Annotated in this window: 23 protein-coding genes; 3 read left to right on the top strand and 20 right to left on the bottom strand. The window is 30.6% G+C overall.

Going from position 1 to position 20,826, the window contains the following annotated elements:
• Positions 1-91: 91 nt before the first annotated feature.
• The 11 genes from J418_RS0108955 to J418_RS0109005 all read right to left on the bottom strand — a co-directional run bounded on the left by J418_RS0108955 (position 92) and on the right by J418_RS0109005 (position 8,650).
• The gene (locus tag J418_RS0108955) at positions 92-1,030 is read right to left on the bottom strand and encodes a helix-turn-helix transcriptional regulator (RefSeq protein ID WP_017895394.1); all 939 of its coding nucleotides are present in this window, start codon (positions 1,028-1,030) and stop codon (positions 92-94) included.
• Between the two features lie 410 nt (positions 1,031-1,440).
• Positions 1,441-1,863 carry a MaoC family dehydratase gene (locus J418_RS0108960; protein ID WP_017751821.1) on the bottom strand — a complete coding sequence of 141 codons (423 nt, stop codon included), beginning with the start codon at positions 1,861-1,863 and terminating at the stop codon, positions 1,441-1,443.
• Between the two features lie 211 nt (positions 1,864-2,074).
• On the bottom strand, positions 2,075-3,001 hold the full coding sequence (locus J418_RS0108965; RefSeq protein WP_017895395.1) for a DUF4097 domain-containing protein: 927 nt from the start codon (positions 2,999-3,001) through the stop codon (positions 2,075-2,077).
• 4 nt (positions 3,002-3,005) lie between these two features.
• Positions 3,006-3,662, bottom strand: coding sequence for a permease prefix domain 1-containing protein (locus tag J418_RS0108970; protein ID WP_017895396.1), 657 nt, complete (start codon positions 3,660-3,662; stop codon positions 3,006-3,008).
• A 2-nt stretch (positions 3,663-3,664) separates the two neighbouring features.
• Positions 3,665-3,997, bottom strand: coding sequence for a PadR family transcriptional regulator (locus tag J418_RS0108975; protein ID WP_017751824.1), 333 nt, complete (start codon positions 3,995-3,997; stop codon positions 3,665-3,667).
• 276 nt (positions 3,998-4,273) lie between these two features.
• The gene (locus J418_RS0108980; protein WP_017751825.1) at positions 4,274-4,753 is read right to left on the bottom strand and encodes an S-ribosylhomocysteine lyase; all 480 of its coding nucleotides are present in this window, start codon (positions 4,751-4,753) and stop codon (positions 4,274-4,276) included.
• A 39-nt stretch (positions 4,754-4,792) separates the two neighbouring features.
• Entirely contained in the window at positions 4,793-5,176 is a 384-nt protein-coding gene (gene panD / locus J418_RS0108985) for an aspartate 1-decarboxylase (protein ID WP_017751826.1), read from the bottom strand.
• 27 nt (positions 5,177-5,203) lie between these two features.
• Positions 5,204-6,049 carry a pantoate--beta-alanine ligase gene (gene panC / locus J418_RS0108990; RefSeq protein ID WP_017751827.1) on the bottom strand — a complete coding sequence of 282 codons (846 nt, stop codon included), beginning with the start codon at positions 6,047-6,049 and terminating at the stop codon, positions 5,204-5,206.
• A gap of 2 nt (positions 6,050-6,051) precedes the next feature.
• Complete coding sequence (panB, locus tag J418_RS0108995; RefSeq protein ID WP_017895397.1) at positions 6,052-6,891, bottom strand: 3-methyl-2-oxobutanoate hydroxymethyltransferase; 840 nt, start codon at positions 6,889-6,891, stop codon at positions 6,052-6,054.
• A gap of 339 nt (positions 6,892-7,230) precedes the next feature.
• Entirely contained in the window at positions 7,231-8,016 is a 786-nt protein-coding gene (locus J418_RS0109000) for a polymer-forming cytoskeletal protein (RefSeq protein WP_017895398.1), read from the bottom strand.
• 1 nt (position 8,017) lies between these two features.
• On the bottom strand, positions 8,018-8,650 hold the full coding sequence (locus J418_RS0109005) for a YhbD family protein (protein ID WP_017751830.1): 633 nt from the start codon (positions 8,648-8,650) through the stop codon (positions 8,018-8,020).
• Positions 8,651-8,778: 128 nt separating this feature from the next.
• Here J418_RS0109005 and J418_RS0109010 point away from each other — a divergent pair, with 128 nt between their 5' ends.
• Positions 8,779-9,348 (top strand): LOG family protein, encoded by a 570-nt coding sequence (locus J418_RS0109010; RefSeq protein WP_017751831.1) that lies wholly within the window; start codon positions 8,779-8,781, stop codon positions 9,346-9,348.
• A 27-nt stretch (positions 9,349-9,375) separates the two neighbouring features.
• On the opposite strand, the gene J418_RS0109015 is transcribed toward J418_RS0109010, so the two are convergent.
• Positions 9,376-10,452, bottom strand: a complete 1,077-nt coding sequence (locus tag J418_RS0109015) for a stage II sporulation protein P (protein WP_017895399.1) — start codon at positions 10,450-10,452, stop codon at positions 9,376-9,378.
• 55 nt (positions 10,453-10,507) lie between these two features.
• Complete coding sequence (locus J418_RS0109020; RefSeq protein ID WP_017751833.1) at positions 10,508-11,650, bottom strand: YibE/F family protein; 1,143 nt, start codon at positions 11,648-11,650, stop codon at positions 10,508-10,510.
• 165 nt (positions 11,651-11,815) lie between these two features.
• Between J418_RS0109020 and J418_RS0109025 the strand changes: the two genes are divergently transcribed.
• A complete protein-coding gene (locus J418_RS0109025; RefSeq protein WP_017895400.1) occupies positions 11,816-12,739 on the top strand; it encodes a metal ABC transporter substrate-binding protein in 924 nt (307 codons plus the stop codon).
• Between the two features lie 405 nt (positions 12,740-13,144).
• Here the strand turns inward: J418_RS0109025 and xdh are convergent, their stop codons facing one another.
• On the bottom strand, positions 13,145-15,709 hold the full coding sequence (xdh, locus tag J418_RS0109030) for a selenium-dependent xanthine dehydrogenase (protein ID WP_026142639.1): 2,565 nt from the start codon (positions 15,707-15,709) through the stop codon (positions 13,145-13,147).
• Positions 15,710-15,951: 242 nt separating this feature from the next.
• Between xdh and J418_RS0109035 the strand changes: the two genes are divergently transcribed.
• Positions 15,952-16,461 carry a dihydrofolate reductase gene (locus tag J418_RS0109035; protein WP_017751836.1) on the top strand — a complete coding sequence of 170 codons (510 nt, stop codon included), beginning with the start codon at positions 15,952-15,954 and terminating at the stop codon, positions 16,459-16,461.
• Here the strand turns inward: J418_RS0109035 and J418_RS0109040 are convergent.
• From J418_RS0109040 to J418_RS0109065, 6 genes are all read right to left on the bottom strand, one after another.
• Positions 16,451-17,359: a LysR family transcriptional regulator gene (locus tag J418_RS0109040; RefSeq protein ID WP_017895402.1), complete on the bottom strand. Its 909-nt coding sequence runs from the start codon at positions 17,357-17,359 to the stop codon at positions 16,451-16,453. The genes J418_RS0109035 and J418_RS0109040 overlap by 11 nt on opposite strands.
• Positions 17,360-17,455: 96 nt before the next feature.
• A complete protein-coding gene (locus tag J418_RS0109045; protein ID WP_035122601.1) occupies positions 17,456-17,794 on the bottom strand; it encodes a thioredoxin family protein in 339 nt (112 codons plus the stop codon).
• Positions 17,787-18,623 (bottom strand): ABC transporter ATP-binding protein, encoded by an 837-nt coding sequence (locus J418_RS0109050; RefSeq protein ID WP_017895404.1) that lies wholly within the window; start codon positions 18,621-18,623, stop codon positions 17,787-17,789. The genes J418_RS0109045 and J418_RS0109050 overlap by 8 nt, the downstream gene beginning before the upstream one ends.
• 12 nt (positions 18,624-18,635) lie before the next feature.
• Entirely contained in the window at positions 18,636-19,676 is a 1,041-nt protein-coding gene (locus J418_RS0109055; RefSeq protein WP_017895405.1) for a taurine ABC transporter substrate-binding protein, read from the bottom strand.
• Positions 19,676-20,482, bottom strand: a complete 807-nt coding sequence (locus J418_RS0109060) for an ABC transporter permease subunit (RefSeq protein ID WP_017895406.1) — start codon at positions 20,480-20,482, stop codon at positions 19,676-19,678. Before J418_RS0109060 ends, J418_RS0109055 begins: the two co-directional genes overlap by 1 nt.
• Positions 20,475-20,822, bottom strand: coding sequence for a thioredoxin family protein (locus J418_RS0109065; protein WP_017895407.1), 348 nt, complete (start codon positions 20,820-20,822; stop codon positions 20,475-20,477). The genes J418_RS0109060 and J418_RS0109065 overlap by 8 nt, the downstream gene beginning before the upstream one ends.
• Positions 20,823-20,826: the final 4 nt, after the last annotated feature.

Here is a 20,826-nt window from a genome sequence, read left to right on the forward strand (position 1 = left end):
TTAATTTCTATTGACTTTTACTAGCTGGTCTCTATATGTTTATAAATCCATTATATAGAAAACCTTTGGCATCATTATGTCATGTTTGAATTTATTTATATATATCACTTGTTTTTTTTGACTTTTCTCCTATAATTTTCCTTATATGTTCTGGTTCAAGTACCTCCACATATTCACCATAACTCAATATCACAGAATAAATCCAGTTGTCTTCCACAATTTCCGTATTTACTACAACACTGCCATCTTTAAGAAATGTTGTCTCCTCTTCATCAAAATAATCCTGTATTCTATATCTTGCTTTCTCGGAAAATTTAAGTGAAATTTTTACAGGAACTACTTTTTTGGAATTGTAAGTTTTTATATATTCTTCATATGAAATTCTGTATTTGCAAACATCTTTGTTTAAAATCTTGAGTTCATCCATTCTGGTCAATTTAAATGTTCTATAGTCCTTTCTCAACATACAAAATGAAAAAACATACCATGAGAATCCCTTAAAAACAAGGGTTATTGGTTCTGCATTTCTTAAAATATACTCTCCTTTTGAATTTCTGTAGTTAAAACTTATGCATTTATTTTCCTTCACTGCTTCATATACTATTTTATATTTAACATTTTCCTTTTCAGATTTTTTAAAACCCCAGGGCAACGTATCTACAAATACCTGTTTGAAGTACAAGTCAACTGCACTTTTTTTATTATATGGTATAATACTCTTGACTTTTTCCATGGCTATTTCAACATTTCTATCATCCAAAACTCCATTTATATTTTTCAAAGCTTCCACTATGGAGATCATATCATTCAGTGTTAGAAACTGATGATTTATTTTGTAGTTGTCTAAAATATAAAATCCTCCATTGTTTCCCTGTCGTGAGGCTATTGGAATCCCTGACATATCAATTGCCCCAATATCCCTGTAAATAGTTCTTATGGAAACTTCAAATTTTTCCGCCAACTCTGCTGCTGATATTTTATCCTTGTTTAAGAGCATAACTACAATTGCCAGCAACCTGTTTATTTTCATAAATTTCAAACCTCATTTTCTGTAAATATAATAAAATTCTATTATACATATATTAACACAATAATATAAAAGTCAGCCATAAACTATTAAAAATATATTGACTAAACAAGCTCATACATCTTTAATTGATTTTAAAATATATCGGATTTCTGAAGCTTAAACAAATAATTGTATAATCCCTTTGGATTTATCAATTCTTTGTGTTTGCCCATTAGTTCTCGTTTTGAGAAGAGCTTTTCATAATTTTGATATTTCCCAGATACTCCTGAATTCTTTCGCTTACACTAAGCTTTGCATTACGATTTTTCAATATCTTGATTAGTAGTAATAAAACAAAAAGAAAATCCTCCTGTAATATATACAGAAAGATTTTTATAAAAAATTAAGTTGATTGGCATGTTAAATAACTTCTATACTACAGCTGGTGGCATAACAAGAGCTTCTCCTTCTATTACTGTCTTCCCAAGTTGATTGGTACAAGTAGTTTTCAATTTAAGTCTATTTTTTGCAATATTCATATCTATTACCTGTACCTCTGCTTTTATTGTATCACCAATATGCACAGGGGCTGTAAATTTAAGTTGTTGTCCCATATAAATGGTTCCAGGTCCAGGGAGATACATTCCAAGACATGCTGAAATAAGTCCTGAAACCAATATTCCATGAGCTATTCTTCCTTTAAACATGGTACCTTCAGATTTAACTTGATTTATGTGTGCAGGATTTAAATCACCGGTTATTCCAGCAAATAGATATACATCGGTTTCAGATATAGTCTTTTCTATGGAAACTTTATCTCCTATTTTTATTTTATCAATAGTCAAACCTTCCATAATTATTTCCCCCTTTATTTTAATATATAAGTACTTGACTTTACCTATATACACAGCAATAACCATGCCATAATACGCAAGCTTGATTTTAGATGCCATAAAAGTTTATGTACTGTTAATTATTTATACACAATATTGTAGGATACATTGAATTCAATGTATCCTACAATATTGTGTATTTAGTTTACATGTATTATATGCATATATGTGATTACTTTGAAATTTTTATATCTCCAGATACTGCATTTGCATTTATTTTTTTATATGGCCCACTGCCTACTTTAGCCGATGCCCTGCTCTTCCTTTCATTTTGATAATTCAACGGAAAGTTTGCATTTACATTGCCTGAAGTACAATTACCGTCAAATTCAAAACTCATATTTTCAGGAACTATCAAATTTATATCTCCAGAGGTTGAACTCATATTTGAATATTCATTTATACCTGAATAGTTTATCTTTACATCACCTGATATTGTCTTTACATTTCCGGAACCCGATATTGAATTTATATCCAGATCCCCAGAAGTAGCATGTATATCATAATGTTTGGAATTTAATTTTTCTGCAGTTATATCTCCTGAAATAGATTTTATATATATATTACTCCCGGTAATGCTATTGTTAACATGAAAATCCCCTGAACTCTGACTACATTCTATATCATTTAATTTAATATCCGAATTAAAAGTAATATCTCCAGATGCCACATGAATATTTAAATTTTTAGTATAATTTTTAGGGATGTATAACTCTATTTTTTCATTAAAATTCCCAAAATCAAATATATTAAACACTCTATTACTATTTTTTCTGATTACAATACTGTTGTTTTGTCTATCTACTATAAATTTTTCTGCATCTTTAAGATTTGTGGATGCTTTCTGAACAACTTTAAGACCGTTCCCATCTGTTGTACTCACGAATATATCTGAGCTTGGGAAATCAATATTTATATTATCATAACCCTTGATTGCTATATTCTCATCTTTTTGTATGATATTAGCTTCACCAAATCTGTTTTCAAAACTAAACCCTTTAATGCCTTTATATCGTATACCATATACAAGAAAACACGAAGCTGTAATGGCAATAATCACCCATATTACAATTAAAATTTTTGTTAATCTTCTATTCATGCTTTTACTCCTTCAATCTAAAACTTAACGTAATAATTTTTTCTACGGCTGCTCCTATTATAAATATAATCCATGAATACGCCCATGCACCAAATACAAAACTCAAAATAAAATATAATGCAACTATACCAAGCCATACTATGGATTTTATAGATTTCATGATTTCCTTCTCGGCATTATTGGAAGATTTCCACTCTTTAAATTCTTCTACTATAGTATCATCTGATTTCACATATCTAGGTCTTGAAGCCGCATTATATATAATAAAACAAGTAGCTATAGCATCAATAGTCAACATAATACAAACAGATATGTTTTCATTTACCATAAAAACTTCATTAAGCATTATAAGAACTACTACACTCATTATATATAATCCTATTGATATGGACAGTATAAATGCACTCCTTTTACGATGCTTCTGCATCTGATCATAGTTAAATATATCCTTTTCTTTTAATCCTTCTATTAATTCGTCTATGTCACCAATACTTGAAATTGCTATTTTAAAAGCATCTTCCTCATTTTTACCTGAAGATACAAGATCATCATACTTGTCTATGAGGTTGGCTAGAAGTTCTTCTTTTAATTCATTAGCTCTGTTGGTCTTTGGGGCATTTTCAAATAACTCCTCAACACTCTTTCTCAATTTTTCATACATATTTAAATACCTCCATTAATCAATTTATCAATTAATTTTTTAGACTCATCCCAGTCCTGCTTATTCTGAATTAATGCTTCTTTCCCCAATTCCGTTATAGAATAATATCTTCTTCTTGCTCCAGTATTCTGATCTCCCCAATAAGAAGTTATAAGGGAAGCTTTTTCCAACCTTCTGAAAGCAGAATAGAGAGTCGATTCTTTAAGTTCATACTTGTTGTTGGTCTTTTCCTTTATAAATTTATTTATTTCATAGCCATAACTATCTTTTTCAATTAAATGTGCCAAAATTATGGTATCGGTATGACCTCTTATTATATCGGATGTTATAGACATAGCATCACTCCTTCAATCACTTTAGTTTATGCAATTATATACTTTAATAGCGTAGTTATAGTATATAAAAATATACTTCGTCTGTCAATGTATATTTTATTTTGTTATATATAAAAATAGACCATAGAGTAAAATTTTCTATAATCCACTCCATAGTCCATTTTTTATTTTTATGTTAATGATTATCATAACCTTAATGATTCAAAAATTCTCTAGCTATAGCCTAATAAACTGCAGAATTAGGATGAAAATTACCTGCTGTCTAATAGTAAAAAATTATTGTGGATAAATTAATCTATCCTCTGTTATATTATTCAAAACTTCATTGAGATATTTGTTGCCCCAGTAATTTGCCATTGAAAGATTCATGTCCAGGTAATTCCCACAATCTTTTGCTGCGGCACCAGGAACATCACCCTTAAAGTTCGCAATAAATCCATACATCTCTTTCAACAGATCAATTATATCTTTTGACTCATAATCCCCATTTAGTATAAGATAGAATCCAGTTCTGCAACCCATAGGTCCAAAATATACTGTATTAGGTCCATATGTCTTGTGATTTCTCAAAAAAGTAGCACCTAAATGCTCTATTGTATGAACCTCAGCAGTATTTATAACAGGCTCAAGATTTGGTGTTGTCATTCTTATATCAAAAGTAGTTATGATTACTTCCCCAAATTTATCTTTTCTTGAAACATAAACTCCCGGTTTGAGTTTCAAATGGTTAACTGTAAAGCTTGCAATTTTTTCCATAATAAGCTACCTCCTATAGGTTTAATTATATAGCAATAGCTATTTTATTTCACCATGTTTTTCATAATTTTTTATTTCAATTATTGAGTTATTTTCGTCCACAAATACTACTATAGGATTATAATTTTTAGCTTCACTCTCATCCATCTGACAATATGTCATAAGTATAACTTTATCTTCTGGCTGTACATATCGCGCAGCTGCTCCATTCAAACAAATAACCTTACTACCTTCATCTCCTGCTATTACATATGTTTCAATCCTATTTCCATTATTTATATCAACTACTTGAATTTTTTCATATTCAAGTATATTGGCACTTTCCATCAACTTTCTGTCAATTGTTATACTGCCAACGTAGTTTAAATTAGCTTCAGTTACAGTTGCTCTATGAATTTTTGACTTTAGCATATTTAATTGCATGATCTTCCTCCTTGCCCAATACAGTCTCTAAATTTTAAAAGTAAAATTATCTATAAGTCTTATTTTCCCTATATAAACGGCAATTGCAACCAAAATATTTCCGTCAATATTTGAAACAGGTTTCAAATTTAAACTGTCCACTATCTCTACATAATCTATTTTTGCAAGAGATTCTGAATTCAACTTTTGTATAATTATTTTTTTTACTTTATCTGCATTTCTCTCTCCTGAGTTCAATGCTTTTTTCCCACACTCAAGACTTTTACTTAGCACTACAGCTGCCTTTCTTTCATCTTTTGAAAGGTAGGCGTTTCTAGAACTTTTTGCAAGTCCATCTGCTTCTCTTATTATAGGACACCCTATTATTTCAATATTAAAATTAAGATCCCTTACCATTCTCTTTATAACCGCCAGCTGCTGTGCATCTTTTTCACCAAAATAGGCTCTATCTGGAGTTACAATATTGAACAATTTAGAAACTACAAGACATACTCCGCCAAAATGAACTGGTCGTTTGGCGCCACACAGTCCTTCAGTCAATCCTTTTACATTTATAGTTGTACTTGCATCTTTATAATACATAGTTGAAGGTTCTGGATTAAATATCAAACTAGCTCCAGCACTTTCACATAATTCTCCATCTCTCGTAATATCCCTTGGATAAGTTTTAAGATCCTCATTTGGTCCAAATTGAGTTGGATTTACAAATACACTTACTACTACTTTGTCATTTTCTGATACCGCCCTTTTAATAAGACTTTCATGCCCCTCATGTAAATAACCCATAGTGGTAACAAGTCCAATAGTAGAGCCTTCTTTCCTCCATGATTTTACTTTATCTCTCACTTCTTCTATTGTATTTACTATATTCATTTCTATTGACCTCCATATAACTTTTCTAAAACTCTATCATCAACTTTAAAGCTGTATTTTTCATCAGGAAAAATACCAGATTTAACTTCTGATATATAATCTTTAAAAGCTTTTTTTACAACTTCTCCAGCATTACCATATGACTTTACAAATTTTGGCTTTAAATCTGAAAACAATCCAAGCATATCCTGATATACAAGTATTTGCCCATCACAATATTTCCCTGCACCTATTCCAATGGTAGGAACTGATACAGATTCTGTAACAATTTTTGCCAGTTTATATGGGATTCCTTCAAGTACAATTGAAAAGACTCCTGCATCTTCCAGCTTTTTAGCATCTTCCACTATGTTTCTAGCCTTGATTTCATCTTTGCCTTGAACCTTGAATCCACCAAACATATTGACTGACTGAGGGGTAAGCCCGATATGGCCCATTACTGGAATCTGTGCATTTACAATGGCTTTCACCTTTTCATAAACTGAAGCTCCCCCTTCAAGTTTTACAGCTCCTGCTGATCCTTCCTGTACTATTCTTCCAGCATTTTTTACTGCGTCATATACTGAAGTCTGATATGACATAAATGGCATATCACCTACCACAAGTGCACTGTGTGCAGCTCTGGACACTGCCTTTATGTGATGAATCATATCCTCCATAGTTACAGCCAAAGTATCCTTATAGCCAAGACAAACCATTCCAAGAGAATCACCTACTAGGATACCTTCAACTCCTGATTCGTCTATAAGCTTGGCCATAGAATAGTCATAAGCAGTAAGCATGGTTATTTTTTCATTTTTATGCTTTGCATCAATAAAAGTTGAAACACTATTTTTTGTCATCATCCATTCCTCCAAGTTTTTATTATTTTATACCTAGTTTGAATATGATATTTTCAGATAAATAAAGTAAATTCTGAAAATACATACACTGAATGGATAGAATATAAGAATGCGCCTGAAGTGCTAATGTTTGAAAAGCTCGATAAAGATAATAAGCCATTTAATTTTTAAATGGTCTTATTTTTTAGATTATATTTTTAAATTAAACAACAATAGAAATTAAATATATCTAAAATAATAATCTTATGATATTTAATAACACTTACGGTGCAGTTCAAAAATGATACTACCCATGTTAATTTTATCACATATTTATTTAACTTTCAATTTTATTCCAGATTAAATTCTAACCTGTTTTCCAACTTTTCCTCCATTTATAATCTTTATTTCCCCACTATACTCAACTCTATTTATATTACATCCTTTTCCTATAGTAACATTGTTTCCTCTTACTATATTGGCAGTAGTTCCTTCAAGACAGACGTTATCTCCCTCCATGGATTCAGTAACAAGTTCCCTTCTATAAGTAAATACAGATTTCAAAAGCTTGCCTACTATTGATTCATCAAATGCAGATATTCTGATATTTATATTTTCCCCTCCTATTTCTCTTGCGGTAGATTTTCCGTGTAAAACTATGTCTATTTCGCCAGCATTTAAAAGTCCACCTATCCGTGCAAATCCATATGCCTTGAAAATTTCACTTTCACAATCACCTTTTACATTCAATCCTCCTGATATATCAACTTCCTGCGCATATAAATTTCCATCTATATTACCATTTCCAGATATCTTTATTTTTCTGACTCTTATATTTTCCGAAATTCTACATGATCCGCTTATTTTAATCTCGTCAGCTTCCTCTATATTTCCCTCTATATTCATAGAGCCACTTACATCTATTCTCTTTGATTTGACATTTCCATTTATTTTGCCTGATCCACTAAACTTAATAATATCCTTTGTCGTTACATTTCCCTGTATTTTCCCAGTTCCACTTACTTTTAAAGAATTACATTCTATATTACCATTAACTTTCCCTGAACCACTTATCTTGACTTCATCATATATTCCTCCTCCTACACTTCCCGAACCTGAAATTTTAAGATTTTTTCTTTCTTCCACTTCAAAACAACTCCTTGATTTTTAATTTTAATTTCTGTACGGATTTACTAATATCCAAATTCATTACTACTTTAGATAAATTGTCAAAATGAATTTGATTCGGCAGTAATGAGATAAAACATATTCCAACCCCCATTTTCCTGACAAAGACTATTTCACAGTTTTTTCCACAGTAGCTGTTATAATTATCATGCATAATCTGAAGTACACTTTTGCTCTCTTCAATAGTAATATTCCCTACTGATAGAAACTCCTGCAATATAGTCATGTATAGTATTTCATTAAATGAATAAATAGAAGCTTTAGAATTAAAATCACCATATATTTTTATTACATCTTCCATAATAATTCCCTTTTCAATAATATCCTCACATGAAATTTTAATGTTGGAGACTTCATTAGAAAAAATTTGGGCCAAATCATCTAAAGACGTATCATCTTTTAAATTTTTTATTTTTTGTACTCTATCAAGTATTTCTTCTCTTGGGAAAAAAGTTTCCTGACCTGTAAAAGAAGCTTTTTTTATAAACCATTCCTCAGGAATTATTTTTTTTCGCTTCCATCTATAGAGTTGACCATAGGATATGTCTGTTAATTTCAAAAGCTCTTTTTTAGAAATTAAATTTTCTTCCATAAATTTCACTCCTTGAATATAGTGTAACATAACATTGTTATGTTGTAAATATTATTTACATATAATTAATTTACTTATACAAGCACATTAATTATAATTAATATATATCTATGACAGGAGGATCTATTATGAAAAGAATTTGTGTATATTCGGGATCAAGCTCGGGTATCAACAAAGAATATAGTAAATTTGCCAGATTGCTTGGAAAAGAATTAGTCAAAAATAATATTGATTTGGTTTATGGAGGCTCAAAAACAGGTCTTATGGGAGACATATCAGATGAAGTGTTTAAAAACAATGGTAAGGTAATAGGTATAATTCCACAAATACCCCTCTTAGAAGAAAAGACAAGCAAAAATCTCACTAAACTTATTAAAGTAAAAAATATGAGTGAACGTAAAGAAAAGATGTCTGACCTTTCTGATGGATTTGTAGCTCTTCCTGGAGGACTTGGTACATATGAAGAACTATTTGATACTTTAAGTTGGGCTAGAATCGGGATTCATCAAAAACCCATAGGTTTATTAAATATATCAAATTATTTTGATCCCCTGATATATATGCTTGAAAATTCATATAAGGAAGGATTTATAAGTAAATTAAGTATGAAACTATTATTGATTTCAGATAATCCCTGTGAATTGATAAATAGTATGAAGATTTCATGTAGACAACAAATAGAAATCAGAAAATCATAAAAAATTTTTCTGATTTCTATTATCAATTTACTTTATAACTTGTGCAATTATTCTTGCTAAATATTTCATAGAAGCCTGAGCTTCAGTTGTAGTATTTATGTCTGAACCAACTTCTATCAATATTGCATTATTACTCATACCTTGATTAAAATTTCTTATGCCGTGATTATAATACAATACTCCTTTTGCAAAACCAGGATACAACTGATTAGATACTTGAAGTATCTGATTAGCCAATGCCATATTTTTGCTAAAATGAGGGTTGTTTCTAGACATCACCATCATATAATTTGCTATACTCTCTCCATTTATATTCATTGTAACAGCATTTTTGTCTTCTATGGAATCTCTGTGAATATCTATTATTAGCTTGAAATCTCCATATTTTTTCAAATATTTACCTAAAGTAATGGCTGATCTGTCATAACTCCTATTATATGCCTCTGCATCATGTACAGTCCTATCATTTATTCCGGATATACCATATTTATTTAATTCAGAAATCAATTTATCTCCTACAGATACAACATTTTGAGTATCATCAAAACTATTTGGATCTCCAGGTTTATAGCTTTCCGTAGTATGTGTATGATATATTAATACATCTGGTTTTTCTTTGTTCATTTTCCTTTTTAAACTTGGATCAAATACGCTTACCTTGTCAGCTGGTGAATTTGAATTATTGCCCCTACTTAAATTTGAGTTGTCACCATTTTTTGCGATCTGCTTGTTGTCAAGTTTAAACTCATCTATATTTGAATTATTGATTTCACTAGAAGTATTTATACCTAAAAATGCTGCTTCTTTTCCCAATATAGATAGAGGATTTCGTGTATTTATATTAAAAATATTTAATGGAAAACTATTTGATAGAAAACTGCTTTCCGCCATATCATCCTCGCTGAATGATGTTGCTTTAACTGCAGGCATAGCATAATTCAATACCTGAACATAAAACATATTTCCTCTAATTTTATTATTGTTGTTACCTGCCTCTACTAAATATGGAAGAATTATTACGAATATAAGACTTATAATCAAAGTGCATATTTCAAATTTAGGACTGTCATTTCTGCTGAATTTTTTATACTTCAATACATTCACTGCTTTAAATTATAAAGCAGTTCCCCCCTCTCATATACACTAATTTGTATTTATTTTATTTATCATCTAAAATCCAGTAAACAAATACAGTAATAGGGATTGTAAATATCAAACCTATACTACTTGCAAAAGTTTTTATTATATCCGAAGCAATCATATCTTGATTTATTATATCTATAAATCTACTGTTATTTGACATATATCCCAATATCAAAAATACAGTTCCACTAATATACGCCAATACCAATGTAGTAGTCATAGTCCCTATGGTATCCCTGCCTACACTCATACCAGCTCTTACAATGCTTCCTTTTGAAATTCTTGGATTATTGTCCCTTAATTCCTTCATAGTTGAAGCTATAGACATACTTACATCCATTATTGCACCTAAAGCTCCTATAAGTATACATCCAAATAAAATTGCCTTGAAATTCAATGGATTTTTTAAAACAGCATCCATAAGTAATTGGGCGTCTTCAGTACCAACTCCTGAAACTCTAGTAGATCTAATAGACATAAAAGCTATTACACCTGCTATAACTACTCCACTGCTTGTTCCTAAAATTGCCGCTGCCGTTTTTTTATTAAAGCCACTAATTATAACAAAAGTTACCATAGTTATAAATATACAAATAACTATAGAAACTGTAATAGGATTATGTCCTTGTAGAATTAATGGTAAAAATACTTTTATAATTACCAGACATGTTATTCCTAAAGTTATCAATGATTTAAACCCTCTTATTCCGCCAATTACAACAATAGAAATTATAAAAAATATAAGTAGATGAATTAATTGTTTATCTCTCACTACTTGATATATACTAAATGTGTTTACTTTTCCACTACTATCTTCACCTATGGACAAAAAAACTTCATCACCTGTTTTAAATTCTATGTTATCTGGTTTTGAAGTTTGCATATCATGCTCAATATCAAATTCCTCACCATTGTGCTTTCCTTCTATAATTTTTACTCGTAGATTTTGTCGTTTTAGATTGTTGCCTTTATTTTTAGAAACTATTTTAATTATTTTGGATTTGACTATTTTTCCAGAATTATTATCTGAAACAGAAGACTCATTATTCATTGGTTGATCTGCTTTTACTTCTAAGGAACTAAATAAAATAATTGGAATTACTATAATTATAAAAAGTAAAAGACATTTATATATCTTTTTATGTATCTTATTGGACATTTTCATCACTCCCTGTTTTAACGCTTATTAAATACTATTCAATTATTTTAAAAATATAACAAAGAAATATTTTATTTACTATACATTGACAATAATTATCCCTTGAACTATTATATATGTAAATGCAAATTAATTGCATTTACTTATTTTAGGGAGGGTAATAAAATGCCAAAAAAAAATAGTATAATTGCATTGGTTGTGATACTTAGTTGTATTACATTTATTTTTTCTGGTTGCAATAATACAAATCAAAAAACTTCAGGTAGTACAAATGGATCCAAGGTAAAAGTAGTTGTATCTTTCAATGCAATGAGAGAATTTGCATCAGCTATAGGTAAGGATAAAATAGATATTACAACTATAATACCTAATGGTACTGAGCCTCATGATTTTGAGCCTACTGCCAAAGATATTAAAACTTTAGGCACTTCAGATATATTTGTATATAGTGGCCTTGGAATGGAATCATGGAAAGATAAAGTTATAAATTCTGCAGGAAATAAAAATTTAATTGCGGTAGATGCTTCACAGGGAGTCACACCAATTAAAAATACTGACAATGATGAAATAAAAGAACATGGTCAATATGACCCTCATATATGGCTAAGCCTAAAAGGAGCTGAAATTCAATCTAAGAACATAAGAAATGCATTAATAAAAGCTGACCCTTCCAACAAGGTTTACTATGAAAAAAATTATAATGACTTTTCAAAACAGCTTAATAGCCTTTATAATGAATACACTAAAAAATTTGCTTCTGTTAAAAATAAGAATTTTGTAACTGGGCATGCTGCTTTTGCATATCTTTGCAGAGATTATGGTTTAAAACAAAATAGCGTGGAAGGCATCTTTGCTGAAGGAGAACCATCTCCTAAAATACTTGAACAATTAGTAAACTACTGTAAACAAAATAAAATAAAAACTATATTTGTAGAAGATATGGTAAGTCCTAAAGTATCTAATACATTAGCTAAAGAAGTAGGTGCCAAAGTTGAAAAAATATATACATTGGAAAGTAAACAGGATAATAAAAACTATATTCAAAGTATGAGAGCCAATTTGGAAATGATTTATAACAGTTTGAAATAGAATAATTTCTAGAGTTTAACCTTTTGGTTACATTTAACTTAAAATCATCTTACTATTCTATAACTGTAAAAGCCAAAGTTATGGACTTAGGTAAGACAACGGGAACTGCATCATTAATATCATTATTCATTGTAATATTCAGTATTATAAAAATAATAATTTCATATATTAAGCCAGGTCATAATCCTACACTTATTACAATTATAGTATGTATATTTTTACTTATAATAAATAATCGGACTTATGCTTTTAGTACCATTTACTGTAATAAGTATGGCCTATTTACATTTTAAATTTAAAAAAGATTAAAATAAAAGCATGGAATATAAAATTAAATATATATCCATGCTTTTATCGCGTTACTAAAAGTAGTATATTTGTTATTACCAGGGAAATATCGTTATGTTATTTTCTATTGTAAAAAGTATTTTGTAATGGTAGATTAAATCTTCTTTTTCCATCCAATTCATAATAGGCATCTGCTGCTGCAGAAATAGTAGGAATAAGTACAATCTCTCCTACACCCTTTGCTCCATAAGCCAGTTTACCCAATTTCTTTTCTATAAGTTTATACTGTATATCAGGTATTTCAGTAGATCTCCAGAGTCCTATAGTACCAAATTTTGATTTTACATATCCATTTTCTGTTTCAAACTTTTCCGTAAGTGCAAATCCCAGTCCCATAACTACTCCTCCTTCTATTTGCCCCTCTATATTAGTAGGATTTATTGCTGTTCCAACATCCTGGGCTACAAATACTTTGCATACTCTGCCTTCCTTATCCAAAACTACCAGTTGAACAGCATATCCATAAGATTCATGTTGTTTTGGATGTTCTTTTTTAGATGTAAGTCTATCTGTTACTGCTGTAAATTCTCCTTTAAATATTTCACCTTCAAGCTCATTTAAACTTTTATACTTTAATGCTTCCTTCAATTTAAGTGAAGCTCTTCTCGTAGCTTCTCCCGTAATTAATGTTTGTCTTGATGCTGTAGTAGCTCCTGAATCCGGGGTAATATCAGTATCTGGAGCACATCTTTCTATTAATTTGAGTGGTATTCCAGTAGTCTCTCCGCATATTTGTACCATAACAGTTCCAAGCCCTTGTCCTATGCACTGAGCTGAAGTTTCCAGTATTACTTTCCCACCTTTAATTTCAAGATTACATCGTCCTGTATCTACTGTTCCAACTCCACATCCAGTATTTTTCATTGCAAGTCCAATACCTACATAATATTCTTTACTGCTTAAATATTTATAATATTCTTCTTTAGAGGCTTTAATTACCTCTATAGCAGCTGTAGTTTCATCGCATATCTGGCCTGTAGGCAGTGAATCACCTGGTTTAGCTGCATTTTTGTATCTAAATTTCCATTTATCAAGTCCAACTTTTTCTGCCAGTATATTAATATTGGTTTCACTTCCAAAAGTAGTCTGTGGAACACCAAATCCTCTAAATGCTCCTGCTGGAGGATTATTAGTATAAATTGCATAACCGTCAAGTTCAATATTAGGTATTCTATATGGTCCGCATAAATGAGTACATGCCCTTTCAAGTACAACTGAACCAAGAGATGCATAAGCACCAGTATCTGCTAAAACTCTTGCTTTTAAAGCTGTTATTTTTCCATCTTCATCACATGCTGTTGTTATTTCAGTTTCCATGGCATGACGTTTTGGGTGAACCAAAAGGCTTTCTTCTCTACTGAATGTAACTTTGACAGGTCTTTTAGTATAGTAAGTCAACAGTGCTGCATGATGCTGCACCGTCAAATCCTCTTTTCCACCAAATCCTCCACCTACATAGGCAGAAATAACATGAACTTTATCTTTAGGCAATCCAAGTATATAACTTATTTCTTCATGATCGTGATGAATATGCTGTGAAGAAACATAAAGCGTTAAAACATCTTCCTTATAAAAGGCAATTGCAGATTCTGGTTCCATAAATGCATGATCTATTGGCATTGTCTTATATGTCTTGGTTACCACATATTTTGAATTTGCAATAGCACTATCAGGATCCCCTCTTTTTACATAGGTATTACTTAAGACATTTCCCTTTTCATGAATTTTATAGGCATCTTCTTTTAAAGCATCATGTACATTTGTTATAGGTTTTAACTCCTCATATTCAACTTCAATTAAACTTAAAGCTTTATTTAATATTTCCCTTGTTTCAGCTGCCACTATTGCAATGGCATCTCCAACATATCTCGTTTCTTCTCCTGGAGCAATCATTGTTGGCCAGTCTCTGAATATATATCCTTGATAATTGTTGGCTGGTACATCTTCAGCAGTAAGTACTGCATGTACTCCTTTTAATTTTTTAGCTTTACTAGTATTTATACTAATTACCTTGGCTCTTGGATACTTAGATCTAAGTGCTTTACCATACAACATTCCTTCCATGTAGTAATCATCTGGATACATAGCTCGTCCTAAAGTTTTATCTACAGCATCTATTCTAGACATTCTACTGCCAACTTTAGCCTCTTCATCAAGTTTAATATCAACATCTTTTCTAAAAGCTTCAGCAGCCATAAGTATTGCCTTTTCTATTTTAACGTATCCTGTACATCTACATAAATTATTTTTTATAGCTTTCTTAACATCTACTGAAGTTGGCTCTGGATTATGATCTATCAATGCTTTAGCACTCATTACCATACCTGGTATACAAAATCCACACTGAACTGCACCTGCTTTTGCAAAAGCTTCTGAATATATCTTTTGTTCAGTTTCATTTAATCCTTCTACTGTAACTACATTTTTATTCTCTATATCTTTAATTTTCTTCGTACAGGCACGTACATTTTTGCCATCAATTAATACGATACATGCACCACAAGTTCCTTTGGCACATCCATTTTTTACTGAAGTCAATCTTGCTTCATCTCTTAAATAGTCAATCAATTTTAATTCTGCCGGCGCAGATACTTTATTTCCATTTAATATAAAAGTTATCATAATATCCTCCGAATTCATTTTCAATATTTTACAATAAAAAAGCTGAAACCAACTTTCCATATTGAAAAGTGGTCCCAGCTCAAACTGTCCTCTATTCATTTTAAAATCCTAAGACTTAAAACACAATTATTATATTTATGCATTAATAATACATAATAATTTAAATACTGTCAATAAAAAATATATTATATCTAAATTTGAACTATGATATAATATATTCTAAACTGGAGGTAAATTATATTATGTTAAGCATAATTGCAATACTTAATCAGAACAATTTAATAGGTAGAGATAATAAACTTATATGGCATATATCCAGGGATTTAAAAAGATTCAAGTACCTAACATCCGATAAAACTGTAATAATGGGAAGAAAAACTTTTGAATCTCTTCCTGGAATACTTCCAGACAGAGATCACATAATTATAACTAGAAATAAAAATTATGCAGTTTCAGATAAAAAAGTTACTGTTATACATGATATTACTAGCATTTTAAAATATATGTATTGTAAGAAAGAAGCCTTTGTAATAGGCGGTGGTGAAATTTACAAACAGCTTCTTCCCTATTGTAACAAGCTTTATTTAACTGAAGTAATATCCGATGAAACTGGAGACACTTATTTTCCAAAATTCAATAGGTGTGATTATCATATTGTAGAATATGATAAATACTTTGAACAGAATATTGAATACAATTTCATAACCCTTGAAAAAATTGATTACAATTACATGGCTTTATTCAATCACTGAATTCACACCGAGGGCACATTGATTTAATTGTATTTATAAGTTCCTTCTCAATATTTGAAATTCTATGCCTCTTATTGATTACCATTATGACTTCTATTTCCAAATTTACATCATTTATGAGAAGTGTAGTTATAGAGTGTGAACCCTTATAATAATTAAACATCATCTTAGGTACAAAGGATATACATGTACCACTTCCTACAACCTCTTCTATTACATTTAAATTATCAAATCTATATGCAATTTCAAAATTACCATACTTTTTTAATATTTGCGAAACTGCACAACTTGTTTCATATCCAGTATTATAGAGAGCCACAGGGTGTTCTAGTGCCTCCTTTATAGGAATTTCATTTTTATTTCCCAGCAGAGAATTTTTGCATGCAATTACCATAAGATTATCTTTAAATAACTTTTTAACAATAATATCATTGGATTTCATATATTGTTCTGTCTTTAAATTTATACTTATATCAGCCTTTCCCGATAATACATCATGTATCACATCATTTGATTCACCAATCTTTACCATTAAATTCACTTTGGGATGTTTATACTTGAATGTAGTAAGTATATTTACCATTATTGTATTGCAAAAACTTGGTTCAACTGCAATGCTTACGCCCCCTGTAAGCTCTGCCGCACTGCTTCTAGTAACATTTTTTATATCTTCTATCTGATCTATAATGCTGGATGCTTTTTCTATTACGACTTTTCCTATTTCCGTGGGTATCATTCCCTTATTGGTTCTTTTAAAAAGTTCAACACCCAATTCAAGTTCTAATTTTGAAATAGATGAACTAATTGCAGGTTGTGACATATAACTTCTCTCAGCTGCCAGAGAAATGGATTTGGACTGGGCAACCTCTACTATGTGATAAAATTGATCTAGACGCATAATATAATTTTCCTCCTTCAATACCCTGCATTTTAGGTAATTATATCATGCAGTAACGCCTGTTTACAAACTTGTAATTTAATACTTATAAATTTATCAAACCTCATCCAGAATACCATCTACTATATTAATCAGAATTTTTTCTGAATTAAGTCCACGAATCTTTTCTACAATTTCTCCATTATTGAATATAATTATATTAGGTATTCCCTGAAGTCTAAATCTATAAAATAAATCTTCATGTTTATCTACATCTACCCAATAAGCTTTAATTTTTTCTCTGTATTTATAAGCTATACTCTCTACTATTGGAATTTGCTCTCTACAAACTTTACATCTTCTAGCCCCAAAGAATACTAGAGACACCATACTGCTTTCAAAAGTAAATTTATCAAAGTTCTTTTCATCAATCTTTTTTAATGTTAATCTATTCATTATTCTTTTCATCATCTTCCTGTATCTGATCTATTAAATACTCCCTCATTTCAAAAAATTCTTTCTGTGATCTAAGTTTTCTAAAATTTTGTTCTTTAGATCTAATAAGAGGATTTTTATATTCTTTAATAATTCTTCCTGGATTTGAGTGCATGATAATAATTCTATTGCCGAGTAAAAGTGCTTCATCTACATCATGGGTAATAAAAAACAAACATTTTCGGGTTTTCTCCCATATAAAATAGAGATGTTTCTGCATTTTTTCTCGTGTAAGTGCATCAAGAGCGCTAAAAGGTTCATCTAAAAGTATTATTTTAGGATCTGCAGCCAGAGTTCTTGCAATTGCAGCTCTTTGTTTCATTCCTCCTGATAACTGATGTGGATATGATTTATCATAATCTCTTAAACCAACTAATTCTAGATAATGAGAGGCTATTTCTACTCTTTTTGCTTTAGATGCTCCCTTCATCTTTAGTCCAAACTCAATATTTTTTTGTATGTTAAGCCATGGAAGTAAGTTGGGCTGTTGAAATACCACACCTACTTGTGGATCCGGACTTGTATGTGAATTCCCATCTATAAAGACATTGCCAGATGATGGTGTAAGATAACCTGCAATAATATTTAAAAGCGAGGATTTTCCACATCCTGAAGGCCCAAGTACACATACAAAATCATCACTACATAGTTGAAGATTAATATTTTCAAGAGCACGAAACTTTTTACCTGATTGACCATAATCCAGGCTTATATTTTCAAGGGATATGTTAGAATCCTTACTTTTCAGTTCAGAAGATGTACATTCTGATAGTAATTCTATAGAACTCATGAATATCCCCCTTTATTTATCATATAATTTATTTAATATAGCTTTTTGGTACACTTGTAATTCTGGTGAAGATTTTATAGATTTTTGTGTTAGAAGATAATCCCCTGTACTTTTTAATAATTTTCCAAGATCACCTGGTTTACTTGATGTGCCAAGATATTTTGGATCAGTTTGTTCTTTGGAATCTAAAACAATTATTTCTTTCATGGATTTAAGTGTCTCTTGCTCAGATAGTCCAAGTTCTTTTGAAAGGGCTGCAGCAGATTTTTCGGGTTGCTGTTTATATTCATGCACAGAATCATTCAATACAGAAATATATTGTTTCATAGTATCAGGATATTTATCTGCAAAATCTTTACGAACAATACCAAGCTCACCTGTAATAGCTCCTTTTTTAGCTAGATCTCCTGAACTTACAATGACTTTTCCTCCATTAGCCAGTAATTTGGATTTGGTAGTTTCCCATACATATCCTCCTTGAATATCTCCTCTCTGCCATGCAGCCAATATATCAGGCATCTGCATGTCAAGAATTGTCAATTGTGATTCCTTGATACCATTTAATTTCAAGGCATTAATCAAACTAAAATGAGAAGTCGAACTAAAAGTAGTAGCTATCTTCTTTCCCTTTATATCATCAATTGAATTTATTCCTGAATCCTTTTTGACTACAAGAGCTTCACTATCACCTATAATATCATCCAGGTAATATACATAATATGGTAAATTATTTGCTATTCCAGATGCTGCAGGAGGTGTTCCTATAGTAGCCAAATCCAAAGAACCACTTGCCATAGCCGTAATTATGTCACGACCTGCATCAAACTTTATCCACGATACTTTTGTGCCGGGAAATTTCTTTTCAACAGCTCCATTTGCCTTTGCAAGAAGTTCTCCGTTTGGAGAAGCCATATATCCAATTCGTATCTCCTTAGGCTTGTCTTTTGTAGTTCCAGACCTTGATTCACTTCCATTTTGGCATCCTGCTGCAAAGGTTAAAATTCCTATAATCAATAGTATCAATGTAATTTTAAAATATTTTTTTGTTTTCATCATTTTTCCCCCTCTTTTTCAATCCATGGAGATGTTTTTCTAAGCAATAGTCTTATACAAGCATCAATGAATATAGCAATTATGCCCATAATTACAATTCCCATATAAACTACATCATTTCTTAAAAATTTGCTAGCATCAAGTACCATCCACCCAATTCCTGAAACTGCCGCTACCATTTCAGCTGCCACCAATGTAGCATATGATACTCCCACAGCAGTTCTCAGTCCTGTCAATATGTCTGGAAGACAAGATGGAAATATAACATAAATAAATAATTTGAATTTAGCTGCTCCAAGAGATTTGCAGCCATTTATTCTATCTTGTGGTATCTTTTTTACACTAAACACAGTATTGATAAATAATGGAGCAAATGCACTCAAGAAAAGCAGCATTATTTTTGAAACATCAGTTATTCCAAACCACAATACTAAAAGAGTATAATAAGCAAGTGGTGGAAGTGGTCTGTAAAATTCAATAAATGGATCCAATATAGCTTGTAATAGTTTCGAACTACCAGCAGCAATTCCTAGAGGAACTGCTGTTATAAAAGCAAAAAACAGTGCTATAAACAATCTTCTCATACTTGCAAATATATGGAAATATAAAGAATGACCTTTATATCCTTCTTTTAGGATTTGAATAAATGCGGACCAAACAGATCCTGGTGATGGCAAAAATACAGGATTAAACAAATTAAGTTTGCTGCCTATATACCATATTAGAAATACTATGATAACTGATATTACAGAAACAATTCTATATTTTTGCCTGGTAAAATTATTTTTTACTATATCCTTAAACATTAAAATCATTCCTTAAATGGTATTTTACTATGTTATCTAAATTTTTCTTGCTATTAAATCCAACAATTTTCTCTACTACCTCACCATTTTTAAACATTAGAACTGTAGGTATACCTTTTAATCTAAATCTTTGTGCCAGTGTCTCATACCTATCCACATCAACTGAATAAATTTTTAATTTTCTAAAATAGTACTCTGCTATTTCTTCTAAAATAGGATAGAGCATTTTACAAACTCCACATCTTTTTGCATAAAAAAGTACCAAAACAGGAATTTTATTATCAAATGTAAGTCTATCAAAATTTCTTTCCTCAATATTTAAAATAATATTATTTTTCATAGGA

Origin of the sequence: Clostridium tyrobutyricum DSM 2637 = ATCC 25755 = JCM 11008 (genome assembly GCF_000359585.1) — a bacterium.
GTDB lineage: Bacteria > Bacillota > Clostridia > Clostridiales > Clostridiaceae > Clostridium_B > Clostridium_B tyrobutyricum.